Consider the following 24,710-nt stretch of genomic DNA (forward strand, 5'->3'; position numbering starts at 1 on the left):
ATCAAAACTCCGCCAACAACCGATTTGCCACTACCGCCATTTGATTGACATCAACCACTAGGCTATCTTTTGCCAGCAAATCGCCACAGTGAGCATGTAGGGCAGTGATGGCAGCGATGGTGGCGGTTGGTGCTTGAGCCAGGATTCCTGCCATCATGCCAGACAGCATATCGCCCATGCCAGCGGTTGCCATGGCTGCATTGCCCAGTGTGCAGATGCGGACATTGGCTTGGTCATCGATGGTTAGCGAATTTGCCCCCTTGAGCAGCCACTGACCGCCGTAGCGATGTTGTAGGGCTTTGATGGCGGCGATGCGGTCGCTCTCCACGGCATCGGCACTGATGCCTAGCAGTCGCCCAGCTTCGGCATGGTGTGGTGTGCCGATAAAGTGGCTGGGCAGACGAATGCCTTGATATTTATCACGCCCCAGATGCCACAAGCCATCAGCGTCCAGCGCGACTGTGATTGGCAAATCCATCAATGCCGCCAGCCATTCATCAAAAACCCGCTCAGACCACAGATCTCGCCCAAGCCCCATGCCGATACAGACGGCGGTCATTGCCGATAGTTGCTTTGGGCAAATGTGATGAATATCACCAAGCATCAGATTGGGCGAGCGAGCAAGAATGGCGGCATGATGGGCAGGGTGGGTCATCACGGTAACACGCCCAGCACCTGTTTTTATGGCAGCTTCGGCACTCATGATGACCGCACCGCCCATTGTCGCACAGCCACCAACGACCATTACCGAGCCATAGTTGCCTTTGTGCTGATGACTGTGCTGAGTGTGGCGAGCAAGCTTAGGCAGGGCATTATCAATACTGGCAATGGGCGACAGCTGATTATCGGCAGGGATTAGTGGGTGATTGATGATTTGCCCCACATGGCTTTTGGCATGACCCATCAAAAGACCCGCTTTATAACCCATCAAGCACAGCGTCATATCGACAGACACGCATTTGGGCAGGGGCATGCCAGTATCAGGGTGCAGCCCTGTGGGCAGGTCAATGGCGATTTTTTGCCCATCGGCGGCGTTAAATTGCTCAATCACATCGCACCACGCATCAGACAGCGGACGCATCAGCCCATTGCCAAACATCGCATCAATATGCACATCGGCACTGACAGGGTGATTGGTTATCGGCAGGGTGTTTTTGGCGATTTGTTGGGCTTGTATGGCGTCGGTGCTGCTTGGTGTGGCGACCTGATAAATATGCACCTGATACCACGCCGACAGATACACGCCGAGCAGATAGCCATCGCCGCCATTATTGCCGCTACCACACCAAATGCAGAGCCGACTGCCAGCCTTTAGGTGTGATTTTAGGGTATTTGCCATCGCCAATGCCGCCTGCTGCATCAGCCCAAAGCTCTGATTACCAAGCTCAAACCAACGCTGCTCCCACGCCTTCACCGACTTGGCATCATACACAGGTGTTAGAAAGTGTTTTGCTGTCATATCCATGCCGCCTTTGTCGCAATCGCCAAAATGAGAAAGTTTAAAAATCAAGTTAAATCATCAACTTGCCAGCAAAGTCTCATCAGGCGTACCACTATGAAATCTGAGTTCGCTATCTGGCGACTCGATCAGCTCACGCTCCACTTGTCTAAAAAACGCCACACGCTCATCGATACTCTCATCAGTGATGGAGCGTGCCAATGCCAAATAATCTTCATAATGGCGACTTTCTGATTTTAGCAGATATTTATAATAGCGTGCCAATTTCTCATCATCAATCACATCTGCCAACGCCCCAAACCGCTCGCAGGAGCGTGCTTCAATAAACGCCCCAATAATCAGCACATCGACCATTGCCGCAGGTTCGTAGGTGCGTTTGTGCTTGAGTAGCCCTTTGGCATAGCGACCTGCAGGCAGATGATGCCAATCAATGCCACGCTGTTTCATTAAGGTAATCACTTGCTCATAATGCAGCATTTCTTCACGCACCAGTTGTGCCAATTTTTCTTGTAATTCACGATGAAATTCATAACGAAAAATCAAATTCATCGCCGTGCCAGCAGCTTTTTTCTCGCAGTTGGCATGGTCTTGTAGCAGCAGCGGCAGGTTATCCTTGGCAAGTGTCAGCCAGCTCTCAGAAGTGCGACAGCCCAAAAACTCATAAATGTGGCTAATGTCCGTCTTGGCTCGGCTTTGGGTGGTGATGGTGCTTAGGTTGTCTTCATCGCTGATGTCGGTGGTGTGCGGTGTCTGTGTCATATCATTTACCAATGTATCAAATCATGTTTGGTGCAGTTGTCATTGAAATTATCATCAATTCATATACCTTTATTATAGCACAGTTATCGATAGCCGATGGATTTGGGTATAGTGATAAAAAAAGAAAAAGGGCGAATTTGGCAGTGCGACGATAAAAACACTTAACAAAATTTCAGCAATATTTGTGATAATTGAGTAATGTTGGGTAATATTGCTACAATGTATAGTCATATTTTCACCAGTGAAAATGCGTATCTTGTGCATTTTGTCAAGCCAAACGCCGTCCAAGTTGTAACAAATTATAAAATTTATCGCCAAAATCGCCCAAAAAGTTACCCAAAAATCAGCAAATTTCCCTAAAAATCGCCCAATTTTATCATAATAATAAAAAATACTGAAAATTATATTTTTTGATAAACTATAAAAATCAATTAGTTATAAAAACAATCCAACCATGATAAAAAATTTCACCCAAAAAGGTATTGCAAAATATTTCAAACTTGGTATTCTATACCCACAGTATGAAGCTTGGTCATCTGTATTGCTACATTGTGTAATCTTATGTTACTCTATCGGCGATGGACGACCATCACAGTTCATGATGCATCAGCAAATCTGCCAATGCATCATTAGACGAATAGTCTTGTACAGGGCAACGACTGCCCATTTAAAGTGGAGAAAACCCATGAAAAAACTAGTTCTAGCAACTGCTATCGCTGCTCTATCTGTCACTGCTGCCCAAGCAGCACCGACCGTTTACGGTAAAGCATTCCTAACTTTGGACGCTGTCGATGGTAACGACAACAGCAGCGTCAAAGACTCTCGCACTCAACTAAATTCAAATGCTTCACGCATCGGCCTAAAAGGCTCTGAAGCCCTAACTGCAAATACCGATCTTGTTTATAAACTAGAGTATCGTGTAGACATCGATGCAGACACTCAACAATTCAAGTCTCGTGACACTTACCTAGGTCTTTCTAACAAAACCTATGGTACACTACTTGCTGGTCGTCTAACTGCGATTGATGACTTTGTAAACTATGCCAATGTTACCGAAGGTGGCGTACTTGGTGGTGACAATGTATTGGCAAGCTTTGATGCACCTCGTGCAAACAACACTTTTGCCTATGTATCACCAAAATACAATGGTCTGACTGCATCAGCGATGTATGTACTTGATGAAAATAATGCTACTGACAACCTAGGTCGTGATGCCTTTGGTGTGGCAGTGCAATATGAGCCAGAAGCAGCTTACCGTGCAGGTGCAAGCTATATTCAAGCTGGCGACCTAAAAGCAATCCGTGTTAGCGGTAGCTACGATGTAACGCCAGCAGCTACTGTTGGTGCTTTATATCAAAACACTGCTCGTGGCAAAGACCTTAAGAAAGAAAATGCGTTTACCGTAAGTGGCACTTATAAAGTGGCTCAAACTCCATGGTCTACCTACGGTCAAGTAGATGTGGTTGATAATGTTGAAGGTGCTGAAAATACAGACGCACAACGCCTAGTATTGGGTGGCAAATATGCCTTTAATAAACAAACCACTGGTCACCTATACAGTGCATACCTTCGTGAAAAAGATAGCCATGACACAGCTAAGTCATATGGCATCGGTGGTGGTCTAGAATACAAATTCTAATCCCACTCAAGCGTTTCGCCAAAAAGCTCATCTGATGATGGGCTTTTTGTTGTTTTGGGTGATGGGTGATTTGCTAAAAGTAAAATTTTGACAAATGGTTTTATTTGTAAAAATTAATAATATGGCATGAAATTTAACTGCTTAACGCCAAAACTGCCCATGTTGCAAAAAATAAATCACCTGTTTTGCCACTGCATCATTAGTCATTAGCCCTGTATGACTGACTGGCAAAACCAAATAATCGCAAGCACTCTCAAGCCGTGTCTCAGACACAAACACCGTACCATCATGCTCACCATCGGCAGCGGTTAGGCGGTGTCGTCGGCGGTGCAGTGCGATAAATGGCAATCCCAAACCAACTGGTCGGTTGCCAGCAATGACGCCAATTTTGGTATCAGCAGGCGGTAGTGGGCAAGTGCCGTCCAATGCCCCAGCGTAGGCTGGCTTGACAAGCATTGGCAAATATTGATAAGCGTAACGAGCTACTTGGCTGCCAGTGTGTGGCGTGCCGAGTGTGACACAATGCTGCACTTGCCACTGGCGATGATTTGCCAAAAAATGCCGCATCACCAAGCCGCCCAAACTATGCCCAACCAGATGAATCGGCTGCTTTGGATCGTGATGCTGTGTCAGATAGTCATGCAGACCTTGACTGTGCTGGGCGACGGATTGCCTTAGGCTGGGATAGCCGTAGCAATAGGTAGCTAAGCCTGCACGGCTGAGCTTTTTGGCAAGTGGTTTCATATACCAAGGATTCATGTGCAGCCCATGAATCAAGATGGTCAATGGTGTATTCATAAGGGTAAAAATAAGCCCAACAGAGCATGGATAGGCTTTTGGGCGTGATTTTGATGGCTTTATGGTATTAATAAATTGTAATAATCTGGCGGGTATTCACCAAACAAAAAGCCCAACCGCAGGGCTGGACTTGCTTGTTTGGGAATTATTTGCCACGGTAGGTGATGCGACCTTTGCTCAAATCATAAGGGGTCATCTCAACCTTAACCTTATCACCAGTCAAGATGCGGATATAGTGCTTACGCATCTTACCAGAGATGTGGGCGATAATCTCATGCCCATTGTCTAGGCGTACTTTAAACAGGGTGTTTGGCAAGGTGTCAATCACTTCGCCTTCAAATTCGATGATGTCGTCTTTTTTTGCCATAATCTAATAATCAAGAAAAAATTTGGTTTATTATACTCTTTTTTTGAACAAAAATACAGTACTGTCTGCATTTTATTCATCAGTCGGTATCATTGGCTCATGCAGGCAGATTTAACCACAAAGGGGTCAGTGGTATATCAGGCAGCAGTGACTGAAATTCATCAGGATAATAAGCATTGATAAAATACAAACCATCTGCCGCAGCGGTCGGCGGTGCCAGCTTGCGATCACGAGCCGCCATCAGCGTTGATAAGTCGGCAATGCTCATCTCATGGCGTCCGATGGCAAATAACGCCCCCATGATGTTACGCACCATGTGGTGCAAAAAGCCATCGGCTTGAATGTCTAGCACTAAATACGAGCCATGGCGGAACAAATCGGCATGGCTGACGGTGCGGACAGGTTGATTGGACTGGCAAGCGGCAGCACGAAAACTGCTAAAATCGTGCGTACCGACCAGCAGCCGACTGGCGGCAATCATCTGCTCAATGTCCAGCGGTGCAAATTCGTGCGTTACTTGATGGCGTAAAATCGCAGGGCGGTAGGGCTGATTGAGCGTAATGTAGCGATAGCGGCGTGCGATGGCACTAAATCGTGCGTGAAAATGCTCAGGCATGGGCGTCAGCCAACGCAGGGCAATATCATCAGGCAGCATACTGTTTGCCCCACGCAGCCAGCTGTACGCTGTACGCTCGGCGGTGGTTGTAAAATGAGCAATCATGTTGCCAGCGTGTACGCCAGCGTCTGTTCTGCCAGCGGCAATCAGCTCAATGGGTTCATTGGCGATGGTGGATAGGGCTTTTTCGATGACGGCTTGCACGCCAACGACTTCTTCTTGGCGTTGCCAGCCACGGTAGCGTGTGCCGATAAATTCGATGCCAACGGCGAGCGTGTGTCGTTTCATGAGATTTTCCAATGTGTCAAATCCAGCTGATGATTCACAGCCAACCAAAGTGCTTGCCCATAAATGCCAGCGATGCTCAAACTCCCTGCAGCCCAAACACCGTGCTGATATTGCCACGCTCCAGCGGCGTAATTGGCGTTCGTGCCGCCATAGGCGCACATGGTGGTGCAGATGACGGCAATTTGACGCTGTGCCAGCTGCTCTAAGGCGGCGATAATGGCGTCCGATTTGGGCAAATTGCCCGCCCCAAAGCCGATTAAAATCACCGCTTTGGTCTTATCATTGACGGCATTTAACGCATAAGCCAAAGCATCGCTGTCGTTGGGCAGGGCATAGATGGCTTGGATTTGTGTGTGTTTGGCGGCATGGATTAAGGTGGGTAAATTATCCAAATAAGTATCAATCAATACAGGCTGGCTGGGTGATTGCCTAAAATCAGCAGGCAAACCAACAAAAGCATCGTGCGACTGGCTGTTGATTTTTTGGGTGTTTTTGGCATTCATGGCCTTGTGATAAAATTGCATAAAAATGCCGTTATTTGCCATTGCCAAATCCAGTGATTCGCTCAAATTTGCCCAAGCATCGCTGGCTGTGTCGATTTGATAATTTGGATTGTCGGCAATCAGTAGCGGCTGCATACTGCCAGTAATGACAAGGCTGATGTCAAAATCTGCCAAAGCGTTTGCCAAAAATGCCGCCAAAAAACTCAAACTGTCCGTGCCAGTAATCAGCACAAAACGGCGATGGCCTGATTGATAAGCCTGCAAAATAAGCTGATAAAACTGCACAAAATCCGCAGGCGTCAAGGTGCTGGAGTCTTTGACAATCTCATTATCCAAAATCTGCACCTGATAGCCATGCTGGGATAATTGCTCGCTCAGTACGGGCAAAAACTGCTCGGCAGCCAAAGGCGACAATGGCACGCCATGACTGCCAAAAGTGCCGCCAGCATAAATCAGAGCAATCGGCAAATCATCACAAATGTTATTCATAAAATCAAAACCATCAAAAAGCTGCCAAGTCGGCATTGTCAGCCACAAAAGCTACAAAAGCCCCAAAATTGGCTGTATCTTGCCGTATCTTTATATTAATAAAAGATAATGGATAAAAGCGTTTATTATAAAGCAAATGGCGAACAAACCAAAGGGCAAAATAACAAAAAAGCACATCAAAGGGCTTGATGTGCTTTGTCTGGCAGGACAGGTTAGATGCGGCCTTGTAGGATAGCGAGCATACGGCGTAGCGGCTCGGCAGCACCCCAAAGCAGCTGATCGCCCACGGTGAACGCCGTTAGGTATTCGCCGCCCATGTTCATCTTACGCAGACGACCGACGGCGACGCCCAATGTGCCTGTTACCGCCACAGGTGTCAGGCGTTCCATGCTGGCTGGCTTGTCATTTTCGACCACATCGAGCCATGGGTTATCGCTTTCACGCAAGGCTTGCTCAATTTGCTCTAGCGGAATGTCTTGGGTCAGCTTGATGGTCAGAGCTTGGCTGTGGCAACGCATCGCACCCACACGCACGCAGATACCATCGATATTGATCAAGTCGTCAGCGGTTTTGCCCAAAATTTTGTTGGTTTCGGCTTGACCTTTCCACTCTTCACGAGATTGACCATTATCCAGCTGGCTGTCGATATAAGGAATTAAGCTGCCTGCCAACACCGCCCCAAAATGCTGTTTTGGGAAATCAGCACTACGCTGCGTGTCGGCGATGGCTTTATCAATCTGCAAGATGGCAGACGCAGGGTCAGCAAGTTGGTCAGCGACGGCATCACGCAGCACGCCCATGCCGCTGATCAACTCGCGCATATTATTTGCCCCAGCACCAGAAGCGGCTTGATAAGTCATGGCAGACACCCACTCAACCCAACCACGGCGGAACAGCTCACCAATTGCCATCAGCATTAGGCTGACGGTGCAGTTACCGCCGATAAAGTCTTTTTTGCCATTGGCAAGAGCGTTGTCAATCACATCACGATTGACAGGGTCTAGGATAATGATGGCATCATCGTCCATGCGTAGCGAGCTGGCAGCATCAATCCAGTAGCCATTCCAGCCACTGGCACGCAATGCCCCATGTACTTGTTTGGTATAATCGCCACCTTGGCAGGTGATGATGGTGTCGCACTTGGCAAGCTCATTGATGTCCGATGCGTCCTTTAGCGTACCAGCATCGACACCAAAATCAGGGGCTTTGCCGCCTGCATTACTGGTTGAAAAAAACACAGGCGTGATGTGTTCAAAGTCGCCTTCTTCGACCATACGGCTCATCAACACCGAGCCAACCATGCCACGCCAACCCACTAAGCCAACGACCATTTTTTCTGCCATGTCATACTACCTTTGTCTGGTGAAAAACGCCCAACCGCAACAAGCGACTGGGTAAAATCCAAAAGCTAACTATGCCTTTTTATGACAAAAAAATCAAGTTTTTTTTATGGACTTTTGCACAGTTATTTTTTGGGTCGGTAAAAAACCTTTGGTTAATTGTGGTCAATTGCGATAAATTTTGGCAAATGATGGTCAAATCAGGACAATTTGACTATACCAATATGATTGCATAAAAGTGATTATCTGCAAGGTGAATGCATCAAGGTGGCTGCATTAAAATGATTGCATTAAAGTGGCTGTATCAAGATGACTGTGCCAATTTTAGCAAATAAGCACCAGCTTGCCCCACTTTGGTATCTTTGACAATCTCAAAAGCTGCCAGCAAATCATCGCCCAGCACCGTCGCCAACGGCTTGTCTGCTTCCAGATAAATCAAGCTGTCTGCTGTAATCAACCGATTGTCCAATAAAGTGGTCAAAATCGGTCGCCACAAATTCAAAGCATAGGGCGGATCGATAAAAACAATGTCAAATACACCTGTCAAAGTCGGCAAAGCGTGCAGGGCATCGTGATTGATAACGGTCATTTGCTCATCGATACGCAGCGATTTGGCGTTGTCGGCCAGCAGGTGAGCTTGGGCAGTATTTGGCTCAATCAGTGTCGCCATCATCGCCCCACGAGAGATGGCTTCAAAGCCCAACGCACCACTACCAGCACAAGTATCCAGCACTTTGGCATGATACAGCTGACCTGTCAGCCAATTAAAAATCGTCTCACGCAAGCGATCAGGCGTGGGACGCAGACCGTCAGCGTCGATAAAGTTTAGCAGGCGACGCTTGTGCAGACCGCCGATGATACGCACTTGATTGCTGGGTTTGTGTCGTGATTTGGGCGATGGTCTTTGTGCTGGTTTTTTGGGGGATTTCATGGTGTTTTATTTGTATTTAATTTAATATTAACTTACATTAAAAATGATTTAAAATACTGATCAAAAACTTCGGACAAGTTACCCAAAATCAATGATGCATTGAAAATTGGCGATTAGCTGGCGATCGATTGCAATCAGTTATCGTGCGATTTGGCAGCGTCGTTTTGCGGCTTTATTTTACCGTATGTTGTGATTTTGTGATAGCATTAATTGCATCATTTTATCACACCAGTCTGGGAAGTATGGTACAATACAAGGTTAAACTTTGTCCAAATTAACCGAATCGACCAAATTTACCAAGATTACTTAACAAGCACCCAAAACTTTTTGATAAATCCATTGCAATCAAACCCAAGATATCGTTATGTTTTCATCTGTTTGGCAAGCCTTAGCAGCACACCCTGAATTTATCGCCATGCTGACCATTCCGCCAGTCACGGCGTTTGTCACTTGGGCGCATGTTTGGATGGCGTTGGAGATGCTATTTCGCCCAATTAAGTTTTGGGGCATTGCCATCGATAAGATGCCATTTGGGCTAAAAGGCTTGGGCTGGCAGGGTATCGTACCTGCCAAGGCAGGCAAAATCTCTGGGGTGATTGTCGATCAAACCTTATCCAAATTGGGTTCTTTGGACGAGTTTTTTCAGGCGATGGAGCCTGAAGAGATGGCGGATTTTATCACCGAAACGGTCGATAAAAACCTAGAAAATCTCATTGATGAGATTATGCTGGAGCGGTCTTATACGCTATGGACGCATCTGCCTTATGCCATTCGCCGCCGCATTTATTCGCATGTACACGCCCAGTTGCCTGATATTATGAAATCTTTGGTGCTGGATTTGACTTATAATGTCGAGTCCTTGGTGGATATGCGTGCGATGATTGTTACCAAAATGGAAAACGATCGCAAGCTGATGGTGGATATGTTTTTGCGTGTCGGCAAAAAAGAGATTAATTTTATTTGGAAAATCAGTGCCTTGATTGGCTTTGTGTTTGGTGTGCTGCAGATGGCGATTTTTTATTTTGTACCGCAGCATTGGACAGTGCCATTTTTTGCGATGATTTGGGGGGCTTTGACCAACTGGATTGCCATTTGGATGGTGTTTAACCCAGTTGAGCCACACAGGATACCGTTCATTCGTCTGTTTCGCTATGAGATGGTGGACGGCAAAAAACGCACCATTTGGCTGCGTCCGCATTGGCATCGCTACAATTGGCAGGGTGGTTTTATGAAGCGTCAAGACGAAGTGTCGAGCGTGTTTGCCGAAATTGTCGTCAAAGAGTTGGTAACGCTTGAAAATATCATGCACGAAATGATGTACGGCAGCCGAGCCGATAAGACCAGAGAGCTGCTCAAGAGACATCTGTATGCCATGCTTGATGAGCCTGTGGTCGCCACCACGCTAAAAGTCGGCATGGACGAGCATGACCTTAGCACCTTTAAGGACATGATTTTGGACAAATCCATCGATGCCACCATGGTGCCAATCCGTGATCCTAAGCTCAACACTTCTCGTGCCAGCAAGATTTTTGGCTTGTTTGAGAGTCGTATCCGTGCTTTGACACCCAAAGAATTTCAAAATTTATTAAGACCAGCTTTTCAAGAAGATGAAACAACCTTAATTATTTTGGGCGGTATCACTGGATTTTTGGCAGGCTGGCTGCATTTGACTGTGGTATTTTTCTAAAATACATTTAAACAGATGTAAATTTATTTAAATGTATTGTTGATTTAAATTTGATACTGGTTTTATATTTATATAAAATTTTTATGAAATAATTTTATGAATTTTATTTAATTTATCTATAAAATTGCATCGTGATATTTTGCCAACATTAATGGCAAAATTAAAAAAAATACTTAAAAAACTATTTGAAAATAAGCAACTTATCATCTGATTAGCCAAATAAGCCAACCAAGATGAATCGTAAAACCCTGCAAACTTGCAAGGCAAAATGAGTGACTGAGCATGTTAATAACAGAACTTGGATATTTTTCATTATTATCCGCTTTTGTGCTGGCGATATTACAGGCGATACTGCCTGCCATCGGCGTGATAAAACATCAGGTGCAATGGCAACGGCTGGCACCCAGCTTGACCGTGGCACAATTTTTGGCGATGATGCTGTCGTTTTTGGCATTGATTGCTGGGTTTTTGTACAATGATTTTAGCTTGGTGTATGTTGCCAAGCAGTCAAACAGTTTGCTGCCTTGGTATTATAAACTGTCGGCAACTTGGGGCGGACATGAAGGCTCGCTGCTTTTATGGATGATGATTTTGGCGACTTGGTGCATGCTGGTGTCGGTGTTTAGTCGTGGGCTGCCACTGGATATGCGAGCCAGAGTGCTGTCGATTTTGGGCGGTGTGCAGGCGATGATGCTGACGATGATGATTTTTACTTCATCGCCATTTGACCGTGTACTGCCCAATTTACCTGTCGATGGGGCGGATCTTAATCCGCTGCTACAAGACCCCGGTTTGATTTTTCACCCGCCAATGCTATACATGGGCTATGTGGGGCTGGCAGTGCCGTTTGCCTTTTGTATGGCGGCATTGTGGGCAGGTCGCTTGGACGCCGTTTGGACTCGCTGGAGCCGACCTTGGACGCTGATGGCGTGGGCGTTTTTGACGCTGGGCATCGCTTTGGGTTCATGGTGGGCATACTATGAATTGGGCTGGGGCGGCTGGTGGTTTTGGGACCCTGTGGAAAATGCGTCTTTGATGCCGTGGCTGGCATCGACTGCCTTGCTGCATTCGTTGGCAGTTACCGAAAAGAGGGGTGTGTTCAAGGCATGGACGATGATGCTGGCGATTTTTGCCTTTGCGTTAAGCCTGCTGGGTACTTTTATGGTACGCTCTGGCGTGATTACTTCGGTGCATTCGTTCGCCGCCGACCCAACTCGTGGCTTGGCAGTACTGGCGATTTTGGCGATTGTCATTGGCTTTGGTTTGCTGATGTTTGCCCTGCGTGGCTGGCGATTGACCGTGGAGAGTAGCTATCGGCTAAAATCTCGTGAATCGATGCTGGTGATTAATAATCTGATTTTGTTGATTGCTACTTTGGTGGTGCTGCTTGGCACGCTGTATCCGATGATTGCAGAATTTTTCCATTTGGGACAGGTGTCTGTTGGACCGCCGTACTTTAATGCGTTATTTGTGCCATTGACTTGGCTGCTGCTAGGCTTTATGGGTGTCGGTGCTGTCATGCGTTATAAATACGACAGTCGGCCGCTGCTGACCAGTATCTTGGCATGTGCTGTGAGTGCTTTGGTACTGGGTTCGGTGCTGGCGTATATGGTGGCACAGCTGGCAGAGAGCTATGTTTTTGATTATAGCGTTGAGATTTCGGCGGTGCTGTCGATATGGGTGCTGGCGTTTGTGGTGCTTGATATTAAAGACAAACTCCGTCACCAAAAACACAGTTTGGCGGCAGGCTTGACAAAACTTAGCCCAAGCTACTGGGGTATGCAAATTGCCCATATTGGTGTGCTGGTCTGTGTGATGGGTGTGGCAGCGACCACCAGCATGAGCATCGAAAAAGACATCGCCATGACGGTGGGCGATAGCGTGCATGTGCAGGGTTATGATTTTTATTTGCAAGAATTTGAGACCATCAAAGGGGCGAACTATGACGCCACCCAAGCCACCATCACCGTCAAGCATGATGGCAAACTCATCAGCACGCTGTACCCACAAAAACGCAACTATGTGGTCAGCATGATGCCGATGACCGAAGTGGGCATTCGTCCAAGTCTGTTTAACGAGATGTATGTGGCACTGGGCGAGCCAATCGCCAAAGACAACGGTCAGGTCGATGTGAACACTTGGGCGGTGCGTGTGTATGTCAAGCCAATGGTGCGCTGGATATGGCTGGGAGCGATTTTGATGGCCATCGGTGCTGCCGTCGCCATCACTGATAAGCGTTACCGCTTCAAAAACAAACAAGTCATTCAAACAAATACCAACATGGGGGCATAATTATGGCACGGTCAAACAAGCGTTTATTGGCGTTTATCATTCCGCTGGTGATTTTTGCGGTATTTGTTGTGATGTTGTTTATGAATTTGGGCAAAGACAGCCATATTAACACCAGCCGTGTGGTTGGTCAGCCGCTGCCAGCTTTTAATTTGCCGTTATTATCCGACACCACACGCACGATGACGGCGGCGGATTTGCCAAAACAGCCATTCATTCTCAATGTGTGGGGTTCGTGGTGTCCAACTTGTCGCATCGAGCACCCATTTTTGTTGGATTTGCACGCCAAAGGTGTGCCTTTGGTTGGGGTGAATTATAAAGATGAGCTGTCTGATGCCTTAAATTATCTTAACGAAAACAAAGATCCTTTTGTTTATTCACTACAAGACAATTCTGGAGAATATGCACTGGATTTGGGCTTAATGGGCGCACCTGAAAGCTATGTTGTCGGTGCTGACGGTGTGGTTTATAAGCACATTGTCGGTGAGATTGGCGAGAGTAATTGGGGGCAGATCGAGTCTTGTCTGACAGCGGTTGCCGAGCAGACGCTGGATACCAATGCCAAGCTGAAAGCCTGTCAATAAGGGGATATTATGAAATCAGCAATCATCGCCTTGCTTTTGGGCATGAGTGTGGCAAGTGCCGCCTTTGCCAGCATTGATATTTATGAATTTGACTCACCAAACCAAGAAGTGCAATATCGCAGACTTATCGAAGAGCTGCGTTGCCCAAAATGTCAAAATCAAAATTTGGCAGGCTCAGACGCACCGATTGCTCAGGATTTGAAACAAAAAACCTACGAGATGGTCAAGGCAGGACGCACCGATGACGAAATCCGTGATTATATGTTTGCACGCTATGGCGATTATATCAGCTATAAGCCGCCAGTGCGTCCATCGACTTGGATTTTGTGGTTTTTTCCGCCAATATTGTTGGTGCTGCTGTTGTTGGGTTGGATTTATAAAGCCAAAAAAGGGCGGACGGCGGTGGCTGACATTGGCAATGCACCGTTATCAAGTGGCGAAGAAGCAAAACTTGCCAAGATTTTATCGCATTATGGCACAAGTCATCATGACAAAAATCATGCTGGCACAAATCATGGCGACAATGCCAACCATCAAACCAATTCGCCAGATAAGACGGCAAAATAAGGTGTGCAATTTATGACAACAAGTTTGATTTTGTTTTTTTCGCTGTGTGCGGTTTTGGTGGTATTGCTGTCTTTGGTGGTGATTTTGCCATGGCTGCGGACACGCCCAGTGGCGGATAATCAGCTGATGGCGATTAATGTGCAGGTGTTTGGCGAGCGTATCGCCGAGCTTGATGCGGACAAGGCGGCAGGCGTGATTGATGATGCCCATTACCAAGTGCAAATCACCGAACTAAAACGCCAGCTGTTAGATGCCCAAAGTGTCGCCGAGTCGCATGCCCCTGTTGGCATCAAGGGGCGAGCGATTGTGATGATTTGGATTCCGATTTTGGTGGCGATTGCCTATCTGACCACTGCCGACCGCACGCCAGTGTATGCCCTTTGGCAAGCCCAAGATACGGTCGGTCAAGTGGCAGACGATTTATTGACTGGCAAAATTGACACGCCGCCAGAATGGGCAACCAAGGATTCTGCCGCCTTAATCACCGCCATGCAGACCAATGTGCATCATCACGCACATGATGCCAACCGCTGGATGCGTCTTTCTGAGCTGTTTATGATGCTAGAAGCACACTCACAGGCGTTGGAAGCTTTGGCTCGTGCCAACCGCCTAGAGCCTGATAATGAAGAGATGGCATTGACTTATGCTCAGACCAGCTTTTTTGTCAATCAAGGGCGAATGGACACGACAACGCAGCACATCTTGACCGACATTTTGGCAAAAAATCCCAATCATGAAGGCGCGATGATGATGATGATCATGGGCGAAGCTCGCATGGGCAACTACCCACAGGCCAAAGCGTGGATTGCTCGCCTGCGTTCTAGCATCGTAGCACGCTCAGGCGATCACAGTGAAGCGTTGGGCAGTTTGGATAATTTGGTCAAAAATATCAATGAACAAGAAGCGACCATCGCACAGGGCATCAGTGTTGAGATTGGTCTTGAGCCAACCTTGAGCGGACGCATCGGCTCTGATGATGTGCTGTTTGTTGCCATCAGTGAGCAAACAGGCGGCGCACCATTTGCGGTCAAACGCATGGCCGCCAGTGAGCTAAAAGGCGGCAAACTCTCGCTACGACTTAGCGACATGGACGCCATGATGCCAAGCCGCACGCTGTCGTCTGCCAGAGCGGCTGGCACGCCTTTGGTGGTCAATGCTCGTATCAGTGCCACGGGCAATGCGACCGCCCAGTCAGGGGATTTGGCGGCAAATCCTGTGGTGCTGGACAAGCAAACCGAAGTGGCCTTGACCATCTCGCAAGTTGTTCCGTAATATTTGCTTAATTTTTGATTTATTTTTAAAATTATCAATTATTACATTGATTAAATTACCGAAAACAAAACCCAATGTCTTAAAATGTTAAGATGTTGGGTTTTTATTTTGACCAAAACCGCCATTTGCCAAGCTGTTTTGGGTAAATTTTAAAATTAGTAAATACAAATATTTATAAAAACTTGTGATTTCATTGGTTTTTGTGATAAAAGCACTTGAACAATTTTGCAATGTGTTTTATAGTACTGTTTGTTGATAACCATGATTGATAATGAGTTCGGCTGTCGGCAGGCAGATTTTTTCACGATATTTTTGGAGAGTTAAGATGATGCGTATTATCCTACTAGGCCCACCCGGTGCAGGCAAGGGCACTCAGGCTCAACTGATTTCAAAAGAATTTGGCATTCCGCAAATTTCAACAGGCGATATGTTGCGTGCGGCGATTAAGGCAGGCACGGAGCTTGGCAAACTTGCCAAAAGCGTGATGGACGCAGGTCAGCTGGTATCTGACGATTTGATTATTAATCTGGTCAAAGAACGCATCGCTCAGCCAGACTGTGCCAATGGTTGTATTTTTGACGGTTTTCCACGCACCATTCCACAAGCTCAAGCGTTGGCAGCAGCAGGCGTGGACATTGATTTTGTGATCGAAATCAGCGTGCCTGATGACGAAATCGTCAGCCGTATGTCAGGTCGCCGTGCCCATTTACCATCAGGTCGCACTTATCATGTGGTGTACAATCCGCCAAAAGTTGAAGGCATTGACGATGTTACTGGCGAGCCACTGGTGCAGCGTGATGACGATAAAGAAGAAGTCGTCCGTGATCGTTTGTCGGTTTATCATGCCCAAACAGCGACTTTGATTGATCATTATCAGGCAGTGGCAAAATCTGGCGAAAATGCACCAGCCTACCATGATTTTGATGGTACCAAAGCCATCGACACCGTGCGTGATGAGATTTTTGCTGTCCTAAAAGGCAAATAATCCAAGCCAAACATAAGCCAAACAATCCAAACATTGTGGGCGTCGCCACAAGCGTTTGTGGGCGTTTTAATCCAAAACCCAGACAGCTAACATTGTCTGGGTTTTGTTTTTGGATTGATAAGTTAAATTGAATAACTAAACTTGATTATTGATTTAGTTATCTGAGCTGTTTTTGAGATGATTGTGCAAAATTTTTCTAAGCTGGGCGATGGTTTTGGGGTGTTCGTGGATATTATGTTTGCCCTGAATGATGGTCTCAGACGCTGCACCGTCAAGGTGTGAGCTATGATACGGAACGATACCGTCTGAGATGGCAGCACCGACGGCATCGCCATGGGTATTTTGGTGGTCGGTGGACGAATTATCGCCAACGATGGTGTGGTAGCTGACTTGTGGGTGGATTTTTATATCGCTGGTTAATGCCATAAATGCCGAGCGGTCGGACAGTTGACTGGCACCATTTTGTAGGTATAACGCCCCCAGCACGCTTTGGTTGCTACTATCAATATTGACAATCGCCCGAGCGGCTTTGGTTAAGTCCAAAGGCAGGCGAATAATACGGCGAGCGGCTCGAGTAAACCAGCGGTCGGCGTAGTCAGTCCCACGAAATGGTGCGGACAAAAAGATGGCGGTGTTTACTTGCGGTAGGTGCGACAGTTTGAGCCTTTGGTTGATGGTTTGTTTTTGGTCATCAGGCAGTTTGTCCAGCAGTTTGGCTTGTTTATTATCGGACAATTGATCCAAATTGGCACTCAAATCATCGTCTGACACCAGCATACGAGCGATGACGCCACCCATGCTATGGCCGATAATAATGGCATCGTGGCTGGCAGGGCTGTCGCCTTTTGGGTCGACACTGGCAAAGGCTTGGCGAATGAGCTGCTCGATGTGATAGCGATTTTCAAGAATGGGCAAATTGGTCGAGTAAGCGATTTGCCAAACTTGATAATTATCATTCAGCGTCGCATCGGCAAGCAGGGTGTTGGTGAGATTGACCCAAGTGGCAGGGCTGGACGCCAGACCGTGCAGCATGATGATGACTTTTTGGTGGCGATCAAAAGGCTTTAGCATAAACAGTTCAGGCAAGACGGTAGCATCGTGGCGTGAGACCATATTCATCAAGCTGACCTGCTGCAACTGATTTTCGTTCAGCCATAGGGCGTAGCTGGCGGAGAAATTGGCAGCCAGCGGATAATTTGTGCCTTTGATGTCAATTTGCTTATCGTGCTGTGGGTTGAACAGATAACTATCAAATTGCCGAGTGTTTAGCACTTGCTCGATACTATCGCCCTTTGGTGTGATCAGTGCGGTCAGTTGCAGATGACCGATGGTGTGGATACGATCTGCGATGGCTTTGTTGGGTTTGATGGCTTGATTTTTGCTTGGTAGGGCGTTGGCTGTGTGCCGAGATTGTATCGCACCAATAAAGCTAACCCCAAGCCCTGAACGGCGTGAATGAGCATCTAGGTGCGTCAAGCGAGAATCATACGCTGAGACCAATTCTGAAAAGGCGTTATGCGTGCCATCATTTTGCCGCATCTGGGCGATGTAATATGGGTCATTGGTGATGGAAACATTTAGGTGATTTGCCCCACCACGGTCTTGACTGTCAATGGCTAATAGCCGAATTTGCTGATATATTGGCTCTTTTTGGGCGGTATTTAAGGCATGATGAATCTGCTGGGTGTCGCCAAAAATGCCATCATCGCCACGATACAGCTGGGTCACCAAATCATTAATCGCCAAATGATAAAAATCCAGCGTTCGCACATCTGACTCTTGGGGAATGGGCGAAGGAACACCAGCACCGCCCAAATCATAAAAAAAGACATAAGCGTAGCTGGTGCGTAAAGTCTGGTACAAGGCATGGCGATAATCGGCAAAGCAGGTGGCTTGGGCTTGCTTTTTTGCCAATTTTTCGGCAGGGCTAAGTGGTGCATTGGCATAATAAGCATCGACAGGTTGCCTGTCAAGCTCGGCACGGCAAGCATCTTGGCTTGATAGATATTGAGCTTGAGCATAATAAAGCTCGCTTAGAGTGGCAAGCATTTGCCGATCAATTTGACTGCCCAAAAATGACGCTTTGACCGCTTGCACACATTCATCAAAATCTGCCATGCAGCTGTCTTGAGCATAGCCTGATGACAGTAGCACCGAGCGTGTCGCTGCACTGACGGTGCTGCTGGTGATGATACTGCTGCGAGTTTGTTCAAGCAGTTTGGCAGGGCTTTGCTTGGGTGTGGATAAGCTGCTACAAGCACTTAGTATGCCAATGCCGATTGCTAGGCTGCCCAATCTGACAGCACAGGATAAAAGCTGATGTGCCATGGCTTCTCCACGATATGCCCATTCTTTACGATATGCTTATTTTATCCGCCAAAGCTGCCAATTTACCAACAGTCAAGCGGTTGTTACCGTTTACCAAAATTTACCGCAATTTACCGCAATCCAATGCAGCTTAATATCATTTGATACAGTCAGCCAATGGATAAAACCCGCACACGCCAAAACGAATGCGGATTGATAATCATTGGCTTATTGAACCACAATTATTTGCACGACAATAACTTTAAATAATCCAAATAGTTTAAGCCGTTTAAACAGCTAAGATTGAATTAGTCATTAGTTTGTTGTTGTCAATTTGCCCAAAACAGTAGTATTAAACAGTATCATTATTTGATAGGTTTGACATGCAAATTGTCATCTTTGATATTCCAAATATAATAGCCGTTGCCTTCGACGATGGCGATTTGTTGGGCAATTTGGGCATTATCAGGGTGCTTGGCAGCCAGTGCTTTTAGGCGTTTTAGGGCGGCACTGCGGTTGTCGTTGAGTAGGTCGGCTTGGGCGATGCTTTGCTCAGCTTCGATGCTGCCCAGCGATACCGCTTTGTCCAGATATTTGCGACCTTCTTTAAAGCCACCAGTTTCGGATAACATCATACCAAACAGGTAATTGGCTTCGATGTCGTTCGGTTTTAGTTGTATGGCTTTTTGCATATGAACGCCTGCTCGCACGGTGTAGCTAGTACCCAGATTTAGGTTGCGAGCCATGCTGTTTAGCTTGGCAGCACGCAGCACCACATCAAAGCTAGCATCTGCAGCACTGGCATAAGGCTCAATCCAGTCTGCCAAATGCTTGACATTTTCGGTGGTGATGTATTCGGCGGTGCGAGTTGGGAAATTGGTTGGATAATGGCGAGCGTTCGGCGACACATCATCAATAAATTCATCAATTAAGGTAACATCAAGCAGCACAGTGCCAGCGGTGTTGGCAGCGATGGTTACTGTTGGGATATTTTTGATTTCGGTAACGCTAATGTTCGGTGCTGGCAAGCCTTTAACCACCGTCTCAAGCAAGTTGGCAGTGCCAGCTTTTGGGGTGATGGTTTCGATGATTTCGCCACGCATGGTAGGGCTTTGGTAGGTGCTTTGGGCATTTGCCAAGCCAGAGATGGCGGTACAAGCTGCCAAGGCAAGAGTCAGTTTTTTCATAAAAGTATCCCGAATTTACATGATAAATTAAATAAAAAAGCCAAATTGATTGATAAATTTTAAAAAATCGCAGCCATCATAGCAGATTTGAGCCGATTTTAGGGTAAAAATTTACAACATTTTGCATAAAATGTTGCCAATTTGTATCTAAAATGCAATCACGACAGCATCGGTGTGTCATCGGCGTTCATCGGCATGCTGTCTTTGTATTTGCATAATTTGATGTACAAAAATGCCCCAAAAACGACATTTAACACAGCACAAATCATGAATAACTGAGCAAGACTCATCTTAACCACCGTCAGCACCACGATGGCAAAAATCGCCGAGATGACCATAAATAAGGCATTAAAAATGTTATTAGCACCGACAATGCGTGAGCGATGATCGATGGGGGCAAATGCCTGCATGCTGGCATACAGCGGCACGATATAGATACCGCCACTTAGTCCAATTAAGAACAATTCGGCAAAGACATGCCAAGCGTCCTGCACGCCAATCAGCTGCATGATGGTGTAGGGTTCGGCAGATGTCGGCAGTGATAAATTGCCCAAAGAAACAGACAACGCCCAGGCAAACACCGACAAACCCACCAAGCCAAACGGCAGCAGATGAAAGTTCACTTGGTTTTTGGTCAAACTTTTGCACAGCAAGGAACCTGTGGCAATGCCCACCGAAAACAGCGTCAATAAAAAGATAACCACCGACTCATCGCCATGCAAGATAACCTTACTGACTTCAGGGGTTTGGGTCAAAAAAGTCGCCCCATAAAACCAAAACCAACTGTTGCCCAAAATGATAAAAAACAATAAAGGCAAACTGTATAAATATTTAATAATATCCCAACTGGTGCGAGCGATATTCCAGTCAATTTGTAGATTTGGCACATGCACAGGCATGGCAGGGATTTGCCGAGCGGATACATAGCCCAAAACCGCCACCAAAATGGTCGCTACCGACAGCCAATACTCGGACAAATACAGCTGCGACAATACGCCAGCAAACATCATACCTGTCAAAATCGCCAAGCTGGTGCTGGTCTGAAACAGTCCATTGGCGGCGACCAGTTCGTTACTGTGCATCGCTTCTGGCAGATAAGCGTATTTAATCGGCCCAAAAAAGGTCGAGTGCGTCCCCATCAAAAACAAGCAAACAAACAGCAGGCTGTAAATTTCATAAATAAAACCAATCGCCGCTGCTGCCATGATGACTATCTCAAGCAGCTTAATATAGACGGTGAGCTGGGATTTTTCGTATTTGTCCGCTAACTGTCCTGCCACGCCTGAAAATAAAAAATACGGCAAAATGAACAGCAAAGCCGCCAAGTTATTAAGCAAGCTGACTTCCACGCCAAGCTTAAGTGCTGCTGAATAAGTCAGTACCAAGATGAGTGCTTGTTTAAACACATTATCGTTAAATGCCCCAAAAAATTGGGTAAAAAACATGGAAGTGAATGCACGACGCTGAAACAAAGAAAGTTGGCTTGCCATAACAAAAAACTACTAGTGGGTAAATGGTGGTGATATCAGTTTTCAATCAGTTTGGACTTTTATCACCCATAAACTCTGCTATAATAACAGGAAATTGATTTTTTATCTTGGGTTTTTTTTGTATGTCGCAGCCAATTTTGTCAGTGAATCGGATTTTTCGGCCAGCAACACTTTGTATTTGCCTGCCGTTTTTGGCAATGCCAGCAATGCCAGTGATGGCAGCACAGACGGCTCGCCACGCCATAGATACACCGCAGGCAGCCGACCAGTCCGCTGTCGAGAGTGCCACGCCATCACTATTAACCCCAGAGCAGATTGAAGCTCGCCTAATCGCTGCCAAAAATACTCAGCTGCCTTCGCCTTGGCAGTCGCTGGTTTTGGCTGAGACCGATGATGGCATTGTCAATCAGTTGCAAGCCGATTCTGATTTGCCGATTGCTCGCATTCATGAAGCACAAATTCCCATCGGGCTAAATGCTGACGAAATCCAAGAAATCACCCCAGTGGCGGCCGAACAGCTTGCTCAAGATTTTACTTATCAAGGGACTGACTATCAACAGACCGAACATCAAGATGCCAACTCTCAAGATGTAAACCACCAAAATGCAAACGCTCAAGACAATCACCAAAATCAAGACGATGATGGCGGTAATGTCGATGGCGACGCCAGTGCTGATGATCGTTTATATGCTTTAACGGCGGACACCACAGGCACGCCAGAGACGGACGAGATGCCCACGGATAAGGTTTTGACCCCCCAAAAGCCGGGCGTGGTGCAGCGGCTGTACGACAGATGGTTTAATGATGGCGTGAGTAAAGCCCCACGCCTAAAAGTCAAATTTTATCAAACGGACGATAGTGGCGAAACCATCGCCATCAAATCGTCCGAGCAAAAAACCGAGCCTTATATCAATATCAAAGCCGCCCTTGAGGATATTACCCAAGAATCGGTACTGGACGCCACAGGTTCACTGGCACGGCTAAGACAGACCGCCAAAGCTGCCGCCAGAGCGGTGGGTTATTATGAAGTGGACTTAACCATCGTACGCCGTAGCGTGGGCGAGGTCGATGTGGTTATCCGTGATTTGGGGCAGCCAGTGCGTGTGGATTATCGTGCCATCGAGGTGCGTGGCGAGGGTGCGGATAATGATGCCTTTGTCCAAGCGGTTGATAAAATCGCCTTACAACCTGGTGATGTGTTTGATCATGGGCGTTATGAAGTCAGTAAGCATTTGGTCGAAGATGCCAGTGCTGAGCAGGGATTTTTTGATGGCAAATGGCTGGACAATTCGGTCGATGTCGTCTTACCTGATAATGTGGCTGATGTCAATTTGGTATATGACACAGGCACGCAGTATGACTTTGATGAAGTGGTATTTTTTACCATTGACCCAGCGACAGGCCAGCTGACCACTGATCCTGACAAATTGCCCGTCAAGCCCAAAATTTTGCACCAGCTGCTCAGTTTTGAGATGGGCGATGCTTATAATCGCCAAGCGGTGCGTGCGTTATCCAATGATTTGCTGGCGACAGGATATTTTAATATCGTCAATACCGAGCCAGTATTGCCAAGCTCACAGCCTGTGGCAGGCATTGGCTTTGAGCAGTCGTCAGGCAGTGATGACAAAATCCAAATCACCCAAAACGATTTTGGCGAAGGCGATCCTTTGACCCAAAGCATCGAGCTTGATGATGGCTTGATTGCTGACATTGCACCGATTGAGTTTAGCACTTCGGTGGTGGTCAAAGAAAAGCTGGATTTGGTTGCAACCAAAGCACGTCATTTGTATGAAATGCCAGACGATCGTGTGCTTGCCATTAATACCAACGAACACAAAAACCGCTCAATCTTAGGGCGGATCAGTGATGCGGTGAGTAATATTGCCAAAGCGATTTTGCCTGATGAGCCAGAAAGCACAGCACTGGATTTGTCGGACAATGCCGAGCGGCCAAGCCTTGCCAATCGTAAGAGTGCCGAGCAAGTTTATCAAGATAAAAAAGTGCCGCTGTATGTCTTTGTGATGACTGACAAGCCCCGTGATGCTCACATCGGTATCGGTTGGGGGTCGGATACTGGCACACGCCTGATTACCAAGTTTGAGCATAATTTAATCAATCGCAGTGGCTATCAAGCAGGCACAGAGCTGCGTCTGTCTGATGACAAAAAAGGCGTTAAACTGTACGCCACCAAGCCGATGAGCCACCCACTCAATGACAAATTGCAAGCCAGTCTAAGTTATGAAGAAGAAGTGTTTGGGCAATCAACAGGCGGATTTGATTTGTCGGCACGCACGCTCGAGCAGGGTCTTAGCCGCACCATTGCCAGCAAGCACGGTTGGAATAAGACTTTTTCGTTACGCTATCGCTTGGACGAGCTAGAAACCAAAGCATCGCCAGACACTTGGCAGGATTTGCCAGTGAACTTCGTGGGCGGCAAGCCAACCCAAGAAGCGGTGCTGGCAGGCGTGGCATTTCATAAAACAGTGGCGGACGATACGGTTTCTCCGATGCGCGGTTATCGCCAGTTTTATTCGCTAGAAGCTGGCAGTGATAAGCTGATTTCTGATGCCAATATGGTGATTGCACGGGCAGGTCTTGGCGGTGTGTACAGCTTTGGTGATAATGCTTATGGCAAAAATCGCGCTCATCAAGTGGTGGGCAGCGTGCAAGGCGGCTATATTTGGTCGGATAATTTTAATAATGTGCCGTACCGCTTGCGGTTTTTTGCTGGCGGCGATCAGAGCATTCGTGGCTATAATTATAACAGCTTATCGCCCAAGTCGGACAAGGGCTATCTGCTTGGCGGTCAGGCGTTGGCGATTGCCAGTGCTGAGTACAATTACGAGATTTTTCAGGATTTGCGATTGGCGGTGTTTGGCGATGTCGGCAATGCTTATAATAAAGATTTTAGCAATCAAACCAAAATCGGTGCAGGCGTGGGCGTGCGTTGGGCATCGCCTGTGGGACAGGTGCGTGTCGATGTCGCAACAGGCGTTAAAGAAGAAGGCAACCCCATCAAGCTGCACTTTTTTATTGGTGCACCGTTTTAGGTTGGGCAATTTTGCTAATTTTGGTAATTTTACTGATTTTGGCGATTTTGATAAATTTGATAAAATTTTTGATAAAATCATGGCATAAAACGCTGAAAAGATT

19 protein-coding genes are annotated in these 24,710 nt (G+C 46.9%); 8 read left to right on the forward strand and 11 right to left on the reverse strand.

The window, feature by feature from the left end; all coding sequences use genetic code 11:
• Position 1 precedes the first annotated feature (1 nt).
• Entirely contained in the window at positions 2-1,459 is a 1,458-nt protein-coding gene (locus ACFBZI_RS06850; RefSeq protein WP_375715642.1) for an NAD(P)H-hydrate dehydratase, read from the reverse strand.
• A gap of 60 nt (positions 1,460-1,519) precedes the next feature.
• Positions 1,520-2,218, reverse strand: a complete 699-nt coding sequence (locus ACFBZI_RS06855) for a MiaE family protein (RefSeq protein ID WP_375715643.1) — start codon at positions 2,216-2,218, stop codon at positions 1,520-1,522.
• 685 nt (positions 2,219-2,903) lie between these two features.
• Here ACFBZI_RS06855 and ACFBZI_RS06860 point away from each other — a divergent pair.
• Positions 2,904-3,857, forward strand: coding sequence for a porin (locus ACFBZI_RS06860; protein ID WP_375715644.1), 954 nt, complete (start codon positions 2,904-2,906; stop codon positions 3,855-3,857).
• A gap of 141 nt (positions 3,858-3,998) precedes the next feature.
• Here ACFBZI_RS06860 and ACFBZI_RS06865 read toward each other — a convergent pair whose 3' ends face one another.
• From ACFBZI_RS06865 to rsmD, 6 genes are all read right to left on the reverse strand, one after another.
• Positions 3,999-4,655, reverse strand: a complete 657-nt coding sequence (locus ACFBZI_RS06865) for an esterase/lipase family protein (RefSeq protein WP_375715645.1) — start codon at positions 4,653-4,655, stop codon at positions 3,999-4,001.
• Positions 4,656-4,800: 145 nt separating this feature from the next.
• Complete coding sequence (gene infA, locus ACFBZI_RS06870; RefSeq protein WP_029102801.1) at positions 4,801-5,022, reverse strand: translation initiation factor IF-1; 222 nt, start codon at positions 5,020-5,022, stop codon at positions 4,801-4,803.
• Between the two features lie 97 nt (positions 5,023-5,119).
• Positions 5,120-5,926 (reverse strand): tRNA pseudouridine(38-40) synthase TruA, encoded by an 807-nt coding sequence (gene truA / locus ACFBZI_RS06875; protein WP_375715646.1) that lies wholly within the window; start codon positions 5,924-5,926, stop codon positions 5,120-5,122.
• Entirely contained in the window at positions 5,923-6,918 is a 996-nt protein-coding gene (locus tag ACFBZI_RS06880) for an asparaginase domain-containing protein (RefSeq protein ID WP_375715647.1), read from the reverse strand. The genes truA and ACFBZI_RS06880 overlap by 4 nt, the downstream gene beginning before the upstream one ends.
• A gap of 212 nt (positions 6,919-7,130) precedes the next feature.
• The gene (asd, locus tag ACFBZI_RS06885; protein WP_375716331.1) at positions 7,131-8,249 is read right to left on the reverse strand and encodes an aspartate-semialdehyde dehydrogenase; all 1,119 of its coding nucleotides are present in this window, start codon (positions 8,247-8,249) and stop codon (positions 7,131-7,133) included.
• A 313-nt stretch (positions 8,250-8,562) separates the two neighbouring features.
• Positions 8,563-9,189: a 16S rRNA (guanine(966)-N(2))-methyltransferase RsmD gene (gene rsmD, locus ACFBZI_RS06890; RefSeq protein ID WP_375715648.1), complete on the reverse strand. Its 627-nt coding sequence runs from the start codon at positions 9,187-9,189 to the stop codon at positions 8,563-8,565.
• A 364-nt stretch (positions 9,190-9,553) separates the two neighbouring features.
• Between rsmD and ACFBZI_RS06895 the strand changes: the two genes are divergently transcribed.
• The 6 genes from ACFBZI_RS06895 to adk all read left to right on the forward strand — a co-directional run bounded on the left by ACFBZI_RS06895 (position 9,554) and on the right by adk (position 16,573).
• Positions 9,554-10,876 carry a DUF445 domain-containing protein gene (locus ACFBZI_RS06895; protein WP_375715649.1) on the forward strand — a complete coding sequence of 441 codons (1,323 nt, stop codon included), beginning with the start codon at positions 9,554-9,556 and terminating at the stop codon, positions 10,874-10,876.
• 282 nt (positions 10,877-11,158) lie between these two features.
• Complete coding sequence (locus ACFBZI_RS06900; protein ID WP_375715650.1) at positions 11,159-13,168, forward strand: heme lyase CcmF/NrfE family subunit; 2,010 nt, start codon at positions 11,159-11,161, stop codon at positions 13,166-13,168.
• 2 nt (positions 13,169-13,170) lie between these two features.
• Positions 13,171-13,749 carry a DsbE family thiol:disulfide interchange protein gene (locus ACFBZI_RS06905; protein WP_375715651.1) on the forward strand — a complete coding sequence of 193 codons (579 nt, stop codon included), beginning with the start codon at positions 13,171-13,173 and terminating at the stop codon, positions 13,747-13,749.
• A gap of 9 nt (positions 13,750-13,758) precedes the next feature.
• Positions 13,759-14,316 (forward strand): cytochrome c-type biogenesis protein, encoded by a 558-nt coding sequence (locus ACFBZI_RS06910; protein ID WP_375715652.1) that lies wholly within the window; start codon positions 13,759-13,761, stop codon positions 14,314-14,316.
• Between the two features lie 12 nt (positions 14,317-14,328).
• Positions 14,329-15,588 (forward strand): c-type cytochrome biogenesis protein CcmI, encoded by a 1,260-nt coding sequence (ccmI, locus tag ACFBZI_RS06915; RefSeq protein WP_375715653.1) that lies wholly within the window; start codon positions 14,329-14,331, stop codon positions 15,586-15,588.
• Between the two features lie 328 nt (positions 15,589-15,916).
• Positions 15,917-16,573, forward strand: a complete 657-nt coding sequence (adk, locus tag ACFBZI_RS06920) for an adenylate kinase (RefSeq protein WP_375716332.1) — start codon at positions 15,917-15,919, stop codon at positions 16,571-16,573.
• A gap of 153 nt (positions 16,574-16,726) precedes the next feature.
• Here the strand turns inward: adk and ACFBZI_RS06925 are convergent, their stop codons facing one another.
• From ACFBZI_RS06925 to ACFBZI_RS06935, 3 genes are all read right to left on the reverse strand, one after another.
• Positions 16,727-18,901, reverse strand: a complete 2,175-nt coding sequence (locus ACFBZI_RS06925) for a lipase family alpha/beta hydrolase (RefSeq protein WP_375715654.1) — start codon at positions 18,899-18,901, stop codon at positions 16,727-16,729.
• A 344-nt stretch (positions 18,902-19,245) separates the two neighbouring features.
• Positions 19,246-20,067 (reverse strand): tetratricopeptide repeat protein, encoded by an 822-nt coding sequence (locus ACFBZI_RS06930; protein WP_375715655.1) that lies wholly within the window; start codon positions 20,065-20,067, stop codon positions 19,246-19,248.
• Positions 20,068-20,225: 158 nt separating this feature from the next.
• Positions 20,226-21,557 carry an MFS transporter gene (locus tag ACFBZI_RS06935; RefSeq protein ID WP_375715656.1) on the reverse strand — a complete coding sequence of 444 codons (1,332 nt, stop codon included), beginning with the start codon at positions 21,555-21,557 and terminating at the stop codon, positions 20,226-20,228.
• 122 nt (positions 21,558-21,679) lie between these two features.
• Between ACFBZI_RS06935 and ACFBZI_RS06940 the strand changes: the two genes are divergently transcribed.
• Complete coding sequence (locus ACFBZI_RS06940) at positions 21,680-24,607, forward strand: autotransporter assembly complex protein TamA (RefSeq protein WP_375715657.1); 2,928 nt, start codon at positions 21,680-21,682, stop codon at positions 24,605-24,607.
• Positions 24,608-24,710 lie beyond the last annotated feature (103 nt).

Origin of the sequence: Moraxella marmotae (assembly GCF_042219885.1) — a bacterium.
In the GTDB taxonomy this organism is placed as follows: Bacteria; Pseudomonadota; Gammaproteobacteria; order Pseudomonadales; family Moraxellaceae; genus Moraxella; species Moraxella marmotae.

Coding starts and splice junctions, on each gene's coding strand:
- ACFBZI_RS06850 (WP_375715642.1), bottom strand. CDS start 1,459: ATGACAGCAAAACACTTTCTAACACCTGTGTATGATGCCAAGTCGGTG.
- ACFBZI_RS06855 (WP_375715643.1), bottom strand. CDS start 2,218: ATGACACAGACACCGCACACCACCGACATCAGCGATGAAGACAACCTA.
- ACFBZI_RS06860 (WP_375715644.1), top strand. CDS start 2,904: ATGAAAAAACTAGTTCTAGCAACTGCTATCGCTGCTCTATCTGTCACT.
- ACFBZI_RS06865 (WP_375715645.1), bottom strand. CDS start 4,655: ATGAATACACCATTGACCATCTTGATTCATGGGCTGCACATGAATCCT.
- infA (WP_029102801.1), bottom strand. CDS start 5,022: ATGGCAAAAAAAGACGACATCATCGAATTTGAAGGCGAAGTGATTGAC.
- truA (WP_375715646.1), bottom strand. CDS start 5,926: ATGAAACGACACACGCTCGCCGTTGGCATCGAATTTATCGGCACACGC.
- ACFBZI_RS06880 (WP_375715647.1), bottom strand. CDS start 6,918: ATGAATAACATTTGTGATGATTTGCCGATTGCTCTGATTTATGCTGGC.
- asd (WP_375716331.1), bottom strand. CDS start 8,249: ATGGTCGTTGGCTTAGTGGGTTGGCGTGGCATGGTTGGCTCGGTGTTG.
- rsmD (WP_375715648.1), bottom strand. CDS start 9,189: ATGAAATCCCCCAAAAAACCAGCACAAAGACCATCGCCCAAATCACGA.
- ACFBZI_RS06895 (WP_375715649.1), top strand. CDS start 9,554: ATGTTTTCATCTGTTTGGCAAGCCTTAGCAGCACACCCTGAATTTATC.
- ACFBZI_RS06900 (WP_375715650.1), top strand. CDS start 11,159: ATGTTAATAACAGAACTTGGATATTTTTCATTATTATCCGCTTTTGTG.
- ACFBZI_RS06905 (WP_375715651.1), top strand. CDS start 13,171: ATGGCACGGTCAAACAAGCGTTTATTGGCGTTTATCATTCCGCTGGTG.
- ACFBZI_RS06910 (WP_375715652.1), top strand. CDS start 13,759: ATGAAATCAGCAATCATCGCCTTGCTTTTGGGCATGAGTGTGGCAAGT.
- ccmI (WP_375715653.1), top strand. CDS start 14,329: ATGACAACAAGTTTGATTTTGTTTTTTTCGCTGTGTGCGGTTTTGGTG.
- adk (WP_375716332.1), top strand. CDS start 15,917: ATGCGTATTATCCTACTAGGCCCACCCGGTGCAGGCAAGGGCACTCAG.
- ACFBZI_RS06925 (WP_375715654.1), bottom strand. CDS start 18,901: ATGGCACATCAGCTTTTATCCTGTGCTGTCAGATTGGGCAGCCTAGCA.
- ACFBZI_RS06930 (WP_375715655.1), bottom strand. CDS start 20,067: ATGAAAAAACTGACTCTTGCCTTGGCAGCTTGTACCGCCATCTCTGGC.
- ACFBZI_RS06935 (WP_375715656.1), bottom strand. CDS start 21,557: ATGGCAAGCCAACTTTCTTTGTTTCAGCGTCGTGCATTCACTTCCATG.
- ACFBZI_RS06940 (WP_375715657.1), top strand. CDS start 21,680: ATGTCGCAGCCAATTTTGTCAGTGAATCGGATTTTTCGGCCAGCAACA.